The sequence below is a fragment of the Deltaproteobacteria bacterium genome (assembly GCA_016875225.1).
GTDB lineage: Bacteria > Myxococcota_A > UBA9160 > SZUA-336 > SZUA-336 > VGRW01.
The window spans coordinates 1-8,478 of record VGRW01000112.1 but is presented as its reverse complement, the minus strand read 5'-3'; the positions used below and the strand labels follow the sequence as shown (position 1 = coordinate 8,478).

The window sequence follows — 8,478 nt, the reverse complement described above, 5'->3', positions numbered from 1 at the left end:
TCAACGCCTGGCTGCAGAACTTCCGCCGCGTCGTCACCCGCTGGGAGTACAAAGCCCAGAACTACCGAGCATTCGTCCAACTCGCCTGTATCTGCATCATGCTGAGACAATTTTGAGACTGCCTCTACGCTCTTCCATGTCTGGTCGTGGACGACGGCAGCGCGCCCGAGACGCAGGAGCGGCTCGCGCGAGCCGAGCGCGACTTTCCGTTCGTGCGCTTGCACCGGCTCGCCCGCAACGCCGGCAAGGGCGTCGCGCTCGCGTCGGGCTACCGGCTCGCCGCTTCCCAGGGCTTCACCCACGCGTTGCAGATGGATGCCGACGGACAGCACGACGCCGCGGCCGTGCCCGCCTTTCTGGAGGCCATGCAGAAGGATCCCGACGCGCTCGTGCTCGGGCTGCCGGTGTTCGACGAGAGCGCCCCGCGCGCGCGAATCTGGGCGCGACAGCTCTCGCGTGCCGCGGTCTGGCTGGCCACGCTCTCGCTCGACATCCACGATCCGCTCTGCGGCATGCGCGGCGTTCCTCTGCGGCTCGCGCTGCGCGTGCTCGATGCCGGGCCTCTGGGACCCCGAATGGAGTTCGACCCGGAGTTCGCGGTGCGCTGTGTCTGGGCGGGGGCGCGGGTCCGAAACGTTCCCGTGCGCGTCTCGTACCCGAGCAACGGGCTCTCGCACTTCGACATCGCGCGCGACTACCCCGCGATGGGCGCGACCTACGCGCGGCTCTGGCTGGGAATGCTCGCGCGGGCGCCGGGGCTGCTGCGAGCGCGGGGCACGCGGTGAACGAGCCTTCCGCCTGGGCGCGTCGGGTCGAGCGGGGCACGCTGCAGGGCCTGCGCTTCGTGCGCTTCCTGTACCGAACGCTGGGACGGAGCGCGCGGCGATTCCTGCTCTGGCCGATCGCCTGCTACTTCTTCGTGACCTCGAAAGAGGAGCGCCGCGTCTCGCGCGAGTGGCTCGACGCGGTGTGGAGCACGCCCGGCGGCCGCGCGGCGCTTCGCGCGCGGCCGGACTGGCGCACGACGCTTCGCCACATGCACGCGTTCGCAGTGAACATCTTCGACCGCATGGTGCTCTGGGCGGGCGAGGTCGACGCGTTCTCGATCGATCACCGCGGCGGCGAGGCGCTGCTCGCACTCGCGCGCGAGGGGCGCGGCGCGATCCTGCTCGGCGCGCACCTGGGCAGCTTCGACATGCTGCGGCTGATCTCGAAGCAGTACGGCCTGCGCGTGAACGTGCTGATGTACACGGAGCGCTCGGAGCGCGTGACCTCGTTCTTCGCGTCGCTCGGCGGCGAGAGCCTGGTGCGCGTGATCCGCCTCGATCCCGGCTCGATCCGCAGCGCCTTCGACATCAAGGCCTGCCTCGATCGCGGCGAGTTCGTGGGCATCCTCGCCGATCGAGTCCATCCGGGGGGCCGCGAGCGCCCGGTCGAGACGCTCTTCGCGGGCCGGCGCGCCGCGTTTCCGCTGTCGCCGTTCCTGCTCGGGGTGGTTCTCGGCGCTCCGATGTTCCTCTCGCTCTGCACCTCGACGGGCGACGCGCGCTATTTCGCCGTGACCGAGCCGGTCTTCGCCGGCGGCGCGGTGCCGCGAGCGGAGCGCGAGAAGGTCGCGCGCGAGGCGCTCGAGAGCTGGGCGCGCAAGTTCGAATCGCACTGTCTCGCGTCGCCGCTGCAGTGGTTCAACTGGTACGACTTCTTCCGCGACGGGCGCAGCGCGCTCGACCGGCCGCACCGATGAGCGCCGGCTCGCGCGCGGAGCTGGCCGAGCTCGTGCCGCACTCGGGCCCGATGCTGCTGCTCGAGCGCGTGGTCTCGCATGCGCAGGCGCAAACCGTCTGCGCGCTCGATCCCGCGGCGAGCGACCTGTTCCGCGACGCCGAGGGCCACGTGCCCGGCTGGGTTGCGCTCGAGTGGATGGCGCAGTGCGTGGCCGTGCACGGCGGCCTGCTGGCGCGAGCCGCCGGACGGCGTCCTTCTCCGGGAATGCTCGTCGGCGCCAGGCGCATCGAGCTCCTGCGCCGCGAGTTCGCGCCAGGAGAGACGCTCGAGGTCGAGGCGCGCTACACCGGCGGCGCAGGCGCGCTCGCTTCGTTCGCATGCCGGCTTCGCGCGGGGCCCGAGGTCGTCGCGACGGGTTCGCTCTCGGTCTACGTCTCCGAGGCGCTCGCGATTCCCGGCGGGGCCGGGGCATGAGCGCGCGGCGGGTTCTGGTCACGGGCGCGAGCCGCGGCATCGGCCGCGCGATCGCGCTCGGGCTCGCAAGCGCGGGCTTCGACCTCGCGCTCGGCCATCGCGCGAGCGACGCCGAGGCGGAGTCGCTGGCGAAGGAGCTGCGCGCGCTCGGGCGCGCGTCCGTCTCGCTGCGCTTCGACGTGGCAGACCGCGCGGCGGCGGCGAGCGCGCTCGAGGCGGACGTGCGGGCGAACGGCGCGTACTGGGGCGTCGTGCTCGCCGCCGGAATCCACTCGGACGCGGCCTTTCCCGCGATGTCGGGCGACGCATGGGACCGCGTGCTGCGCACGAACCTCGACGGGTTCTACAACGTGCTGCGGCCGCTGGTGATGCCGCTGGTGCGGCTGCACGACGGCGGTCGGATCGTCGCGATCTCGTCCGTCGCGGGTCTCGCGGGAAACCGCGGACAGGTCAACTACGCCGCCTCGAAGGCCGGCCTGATCGGCGCGACCAAATCGCTGGCGCAGGAGCTCGCGAAGCGCGAGATCACCGTGAACTGCGTCGCGCCGGGCCTGGTCGACACGGAGATGCTCGCCGGCGCGCCGGTCGCGGAGCTCGCGAAGCGCGAGATCACCGTGAACTGCGTCGCGCCGGGCCTGGTCGACACGGAGATGCTCGCCGGCGCGCCGGTCGCGGAGCTCGCGAAGCTCGTGCCGATGCAGCGGCTCGGCCGGCCGGAAGAGGTCGCGTCGCTCGTGGTGTACCTGTTCGGCGACGGCGCGGGCTACATCACGGGTCAGGTGATCTCGGTGAACGGGGGAATGCTTTGAGCGCGGACGTCGGCGTCGCGATTGCCTCCGGCTCCCTTGCCTGAGCTGCCGCGCCCGAACGCGAGGCAGCTGGCCGCGGGTGTCGCGGTGGCCGTGCTGGCCTTCGTCTGGCCGGTCTTCTCCAGCCGGCTCGTCGAGCTCTTTGGCGTGCGAGCACTCGCCGCAAGCCTTCTGCTCGTCTCCGCGGGCTCGCTCTTCGCGCTCGGCCGGACGGTGCCGCGCGAGCTCTCTCCGGCCCGATCCGACTCGCTATTGCTGATCGCTCTGGTCGCGGCCTCGGCGGCGAGCGGCGAACGGGTCTTCCTGCTGCTCGTGCCGGGCTTCGTGCAGCTCGCGATCGCGCGGATCTTCTGGCGCAGCCTGCGTCAGGGCGAATCGATCTTCGAGCGCGTCGCGTTCGCGATCCAGCCCTACGCCCCGGATTTCATCCGGCCGTACTGCCGCACTTCGACGCGGCTCTGGGCCTGGCTCTTCCTCGCCAACGCGCTGGTCGTCGCGCTGCTCGCGTTCGCAGCGCCGCTCGAGAGCTGGCAGGCCTTCACGGGCTGGATCGTCTGGGTCGCCATGGCCGCGGTCGCGGCGATCGACTTCGCGGTGCGCAAGCTCTACTTCAGGCTCTACGGTCCGGGGCCGCTCGATCGTCTGCTCGCGCGGCTGTTCCCGGCGCACGACACCGAGATGGGCCGGCGCGCGAACGCCTATCGCCGCGAGCGGCGCATCTCGCTCGGGATTCCGCCCTAGCTGCGCTGCTAGGCCCGCGCGAACCTGAAGCTCGTCGAGCGCGCGCCCTGCACGAGCTCGGGCGCTCCCGAGAGCCACCAGCGCAGGAACTCGAGCGCGTGCGGCCAGGGCGGGCGCGCTCGCGGCCGGGTCGACTCCGCGAGCGAGAGCTCGATCCCGGGTCCGCTCCCGGCGGCGGCGAGCCGACACGCGAACGCGTAGGGCACCGCGGGCTCGTCCACGAGCGGGGCGAACGTCTCGGCGAGCGGGACGTCGCCGACCACCAGCAGCACCGGCGCGTCCCGATCGCGTTCGAGCATCGAGAGCGCCTCGACGAAGGCGCAGGGCCACGTGTCCTCCTGCGCCGAGAGAGAGCTCGACGCGGCGGTGTTGCCCGCGGCGATCGAGAACAGCGCGGCCTGCGCGTTGTGCACGGTGTGGCTGAAGACCGCGGGGGAGAGCTTCTCGCCCCGCGCGACGTTTCCGAGCAGCCCGATCGACTCGTTGATCGAGCCGTGCCGAGAGGCGAAGACGCTGCGCAGCCGCGGCAGCTCCTCGGCCTCGAGACAGCGAAAGGCGGCCGCGAGCATGGTGCGGGTGAGCGGCGTGCAGCGGCGGCGCAGCATGGCCGGCAGGAAGCTCGCGTCCGGCACGCCCTCCGCTCCGATCGCCGCAGGCGCATTCGCCCAGGCGGCCCAGGCCTCGGTCGTCTCGAGGCCCGGCGCCCAGGCCGCCCAGCGCGAGAGCGACACCTTCACGGCCGCGCGTCCGTTCCGAGCACGAGCGTGCAGTTGCTTCCGCCGAAGCCGAACGAGTTCGTCATCACGCGCGCCCGAGCGCCGACGCGCGCGGACGCCGAGCCCGGCACCAGCGAGATCTCCGCCAGCTCCGGGTCGCGCTCGCCGTCGAAGACGTGCGGCGGGAGCGGGAGCGCTCCGTCGCGGATCTCGCGCAGCGCGAGCCAGCAGAACGCGGCCTCGATCGCGCCGGCCGCGCCGAGCGCGTGACCGACGAGCGCCTTCGTCGAGCTGCAGGGGAGCTCGCGGCCGAAGACGCGCGCGACCGCCGCGCACTCCATCGGATCGTTCTGCGGCGTGCCGGTTCCGTGCAGATTCAGGTAGGCGATCTCTGCCGGCGCGAGGCCCGCGTCCGCGAGCGCGCCGCGCATCGCCGCCTCGGCGCCCCGGCCTTCCGGGTCGGGGGCCGAGATGTGGTGCGCCTCGCTCGACTCGCCCACGCCGAGCAGCTGCACGCCGCCCGGGTCGCGCGTGACCAGGAAGAGCGCCGCGCCCTCGCCGAGCGTCAGGCCGTCGCGATTGCGGCTACACGGATTGGTGATGGCTTCGGAGAGCGCCCCGAGCGAATGGAAGCCGTTCGCGGTGAGTCCGCAGAGCGAGTCGGAGGCGCCCGAGATCACGGCGTCGCACAGGCCGAGCGCGACCAGGCTGCGCGCCGAGGCGAGCGCTCGCGCGCCCGAGGAGCAGGCGGTGGAGAGCGTGTAGGCCGGCCCGCGCGCCCCGACGCACTCGGCCAGAAAGCCGGCGAGCCCGCCGAACTCGAGCTGCGCGTAGTCGAACTTTCGGGCGAGCCGACCCGTGCGCTCGCGTTCGGCGATCGCCTGCTCGGCGTCGCTCACGCCCGAGGTGCTGGTTCCGACCACGACGCCGATCCGCGCGCGGCCGAAGGCCGCGAGCGCGGCCTCGACCTCGGCGCCGATCTGCTCCAGCGCCGCCAGCGCCAGCCGGTTGTTCCGGCAGTCGAAGCGCGCGAGCCGCGCTGGGATCTCGGGCAGCGGATCGCGCACCTCGCCGAAGAACAGGCTGCGCCCGGGCACCAGGTCGTCGCGCCGCACCAGTCCGGAGCCGTCGCCGGCGAACAGGTTCTTCGCGACCTCGGCGTTGCTCTTGCCGAGCGCGTTCACCTGGCCGAGCGCGGCGAGCGAGCAGGGCGTGCGCGTCACGGCGGCAGTCTAGCGCGCCGTGAGCGTCGGCCGGCGATCGCGCCAGGGTCGGGCCTGCTCCAGCTGTCCCGCCAGCCGGAAGAGCGTGGCCTCGTCGCCGAACTTCGCCGCGAACTGCACGCCGAGCGGCAGCCCTGCGGAGCTCCACGCGAGCGGCACGCTCATCGCGGGCTGGCCGGTGACGTTGGCGAGCTGCGTGAACCCGGTCGCGGCCTGGAGCCGCGAGATGTACTCGGCCGACGGCGCGTTCGAGAGCGCGAGCTCCCCGATCGCCACCGGCGGGGCCGCCATCGTCGGCGAGAGCACCACGTCGTAATCCTGCAGCTGGCGCTCGACCGCGCGTCCGGCGGCGTGGATCGTGCGGACCGCGCGCGCGTAGTCCGCGGCCGTCGCCGCACGCCCCGCCTGCACCATGAAGAACGTGATCGTCTCGACCAGATCCGTGCCGAGCTCGCGGCCGAGCGCGGCGGCCGTGTCGTCGGCGGTCGCCTGCACGTTGGCGGCGATCAGGACCTGCGTGGCCCGGCCGAGCGCGGCCGCGTCGACGGCGATCCGCAGCGGCTCGACGCGGTGTCCGAGCGACTCGCAGAGCTTCGCGGCGGAGAGCGCGGCGTCGCGGCACTCCGGGTGCGTCGGCGCGCCGTTGTAGGTCTCGGTCTGCACGCCGATGCGAAGCACGCCCGGCGCGCGCGTCACCTCTTCGAGGTAGGGCCGCTCGGGCGCGGGCGCGTGGTACGGATCGCCCGGGTCCGGACCGCAGGCCGCGTCGAGCAGCGCCGCGCTGTCGCGAACCGAACGCGTGACGGCGTGCGCGGTGCTCATCCCCCCCCAGCCCTCGCCCTGGTGCGGCCCCGAGGGGACACGCGCGCGTGTCGGCTTCATGCCGAAGAGCCCGCAGCACGAGGCCGGGATGCGGATCGATCCGCCGCCGTCGCTCGCGTGCGCCGCGGGCAGGATCCCGGCCGCGACCGCGGCCGACGCGCCGCCCGAGGACCCGCCGGAAGTGCGCTCGAGGTTCCAGGGATTGCGCGTCGCGCCCCAGAGCGTCGATTCGGTGGTCGCCGTGAGGCCGAACTCGGGCGAGGTGGTGCGCCCGAAGATCACGAGCCCCGCGCGCCGGTAGCGAAGCGTGATCTCACTGTCGCTCTCGGACACGAAGTTCGCGAAGAGTCGCGAGCCGAACGTGAGCCGCATGCCCGCGACCTGCGCGTGCAGGTCCTTCAGCAGGAACGGCACGCCGCGAAACGGCCCCTCCGGCAGGCCGGCGCGGATCGCCGCGCGCGCGTGGTCCGCCCAGACGAAGTTCACGGCGTTGAGCTGCGGGTTGCGCGACTCGACCCGCGACAGGGCGTCATCGAGAAGCTCCTCCGCGCTCGTCTCCCCCTTGCGCAAGAGCTCCGCCAGACCCAGCGCGTCGTACGACTCGTAGTCCTTCATGCGCCGCATCATACACGCGGGAGCTTTCGGGAGCCTTTGGTAGATTCCCGCGCACTCCGATCGGGAAGAGGCATGGAACGGCAGAAACCCGATACCTCGACCAACGAGATCGACCTGTACCTGCGCACGGTCTACTCGTTGCTGCGCAGCTCCGGGGAGGTCCGGGTGCGCGCGTTCGAGGAGGCGCACTCGTTCTCGAACTCGAGCCTCCACCTCGGCGCGCGCGAGCCCGCGGTCGACGTCGGCGCCTTCGGCTACGCGGCGGTGCGCCTGCCGGAGTGCATGCCGGGCGTGTCGCGCGTCGTGCTGGGTCAGAGCGACGAGACCTACGCCGCGTTCGGATTCCCGGCGCGGAGCTGGACCCGGGTTCGCACGCGCGGCCGCCGGCGGCTGCTGCGCTGGAACGGCACCGGGACGCTCGCGGCCTACGTCGCGAGCACCTCGGACATCGACGATCTGGTGCCGATCCTGACCGCGTACCAGATCGAGTGGAACAAGATGCACGAGCGGATCGCTGCGGCGGGGGCCGCGATCAAGGCGCCGGAGTACGCAAGCGCGCTCGGGCTCTCCGGCGGCGATTTCCTGCGCCTGCGCGAGGCGCTGGGCGCGGATCCGGATGCCGCGCTCGAGGCGATCGCCGCGCGCAGGCTGGATCTGCGCGTGCGACTTCTGGCCGGCTCGTTCTCCGCGTATCAGCGCGCCGCGGACGACTGGTGGCGCGACATCGAGCAGGTCTACCTGCGCGAGTCACCTTTGCCGCGCCCGCCTGTCTATTTCGTCTCGTCGAACACGCACTCACTGGCGAATCTGCTCGGCGGCTACGCGCTGGCCCACCGCGAGGAGCTTCTCGAGGCCGCGCGGCGCGATTCGCCTTCGCAGTCGCCGAGCGAGCTCGAGCAGATGCTCGCAAGCGATTCTGCGACGGCGCCGAACCTGCTGTACTTCGCGCTTCGCGGCTACGTGCACGCGCATCCCGACGCGCTCGAACGCGTGCAGAGCTGGGATGCGGAGTCGGGCATCTCGAGCGCCGGGGACTCGGCGCAGATCGACGTCCAGGCGCAGGTGATCGAGCTCTCGCGGCTCCGATCCGACCGGCTCGACCCGCGCCTGCGCATGCCCGGACTCGAGTGGCTGCGCGCGAGCAACGCGCGGATCATCAACATCGACTATCCGCTCGGGCTCGCGGCGTACCACCTGCTCTCGCGTCTGGGACTGGGCGCGGGCCCGCTTCTCGGCCTGTACGTGATGGGCAAGGCCGCGACGCTGAACGGCCAGGTCGGCGACGTGATGATCTCGCGCGTCGTGCACGACGAGCACTCCGACAACACCTACCTGCTGCGCAACGCCTTCCCC

Annotated in this window: 8 protein-coding genes; 5 read left to right on the top strand and 3 right to left on the bottom strand. The window is 72.4% G+C overall.

Features of this window, described 5'->3' with window-relative positions:
• Window positions 1–136 precede the first annotated feature (136 nt).
• The 4 genes from FJ108_16985 to FJ108_16970 are packed head-to-tail and all read left to right on the top strand — an operon-like array spanning window position 137 to window position 3,749.
• Window positions 137–1,744: a hypothetical protein gene (locus FJ108_16985; GenBank protein MBM4337584.1), complete on the top strand. Its 1,608-nt coding sequence runs from the start codon at window positions 137–139 to the stop codon at window positions 1,742–1,744.
• Window positions 1,741–2,199, top strand: a complete 459-nt coding sequence (locus tag FJ108_16980) for a hypothetical protein (protein ID MBM4337583.1) — start codon at window positions 1,741–1,743, stop codon at window positions 2,197–2,199. The genes FJ108_16985 and FJ108_16980 overlap by 4 nt, the downstream gene beginning before the upstream one ends.
• A complete protein-coding gene (fabG, locus tag FJ108_16975; protein ID MBM4337582.1) occupies window positions 2,196–3,008 on the top strand; it encodes a 3-oxoacyl-ACP reductase FabG in 813 nt (270 codons plus the stop codon). The genes FJ108_16980 and fabG overlap by 4 nt, the downstream gene beginning before the upstream one ends.
• Before the next feature lie 36 nt (window positions 3,009–3,044).
• Complete coding sequence (locus FJ108_16970) at window positions 3,045–3,749, top strand: hypothetical protein (GenBank protein MBM4337581.1); 705 nt, start codon at window positions 3,045–3,047, stop codon at window positions 3,747–3,749.
• An 8-nt stretch (window positions 3,750–3,757) separates the two neighbouring features.
• Here FJ108_16970 and FJ108_16965 read toward each other — a convergent pair whose 3' ends face one another.
• Genes FJ108_16965 through FJ108_16955 form a run of 3 tightly spaced genes read right to left on the bottom strand, consistent with a single transcriptional unit; the run spans window position 3,758 to window position 7,125 of the window.
• Window positions 3,758–4,801, bottom strand: a complete 1,044-nt coding sequence (locus FJ108_16965; GenBank protein MBM4337580.1) for a beta-ketoacyl synthase chain length factor — start codon at window positions 4,799–4,801, stop codon at window positions 3,758–3,760.
• On the bottom strand, window positions 4,483–5,688 hold the full coding sequence (locus FJ108_16960; GenBank protein MBM4337579.1) for a beta-ketoacyl-[acyl-carrier-protein] synthase family protein: 1,206 nt from the start codon (window positions 5,686–5,688) through the stop codon (window positions 4,483–4,485). The genes FJ108_16965 and FJ108_16960 overlap by 319 nt, the downstream gene beginning before the upstream one ends.
• Window positions 5,689–5,697: 9 nt before the next feature.
• Window positions 5,698–7,125, bottom strand: a complete 1,428-nt coding sequence (locus tag FJ108_16955; GenBank protein ID MBM4337578.1) for an amidase — start codon at window positions 7,123–7,125, stop codon at window positions 5,698–5,700.
• Window positions 7,126–7,197: 72 nt separating this feature from the next.
• Between FJ108_16955 and FJ108_16950 the strand changes: the two genes are divergently transcribed.
• A partial coding sequence (locus FJ108_16950; protein MBM4337577.1) for a hypothetical protein occupies window positions 7,198–8,478 on the top strand: 1,281 nt, incomplete at its 3' end.

Excerpts from the sequence above, each read along its gene's own strand:
- fabG (MBM4337582.1), top strand. The coding sequence starts at position 2,196 with ATGAGCGCGCGGCGGGTTCTGGTCACGGGCGCGAGCCGCGGCATCGGC.
- FJ108_16980 (MBM4337583.1), top strand. The coding sequence starts at position 1,741 with ATGAGCGCCGGCTCGCGCGCGGAGCTGGCCGAGCTCGTGCCGCACTCG.
- FJ108_16985 (MBM4337584.1), top strand. The coding sequence starts at position 137 with ATGTCTGGTCGTGGACGACGGCAGCGCGCCCGAGACGCAGGAGCGGCT.
- FJ108_16955 (MBM4337578.1), bottom strand. The coding sequence starts at position 7,125 with ATGAAGGACTACGAGTCGTACGACGCGCTGGGTCTGGCGGAGCTCTTG.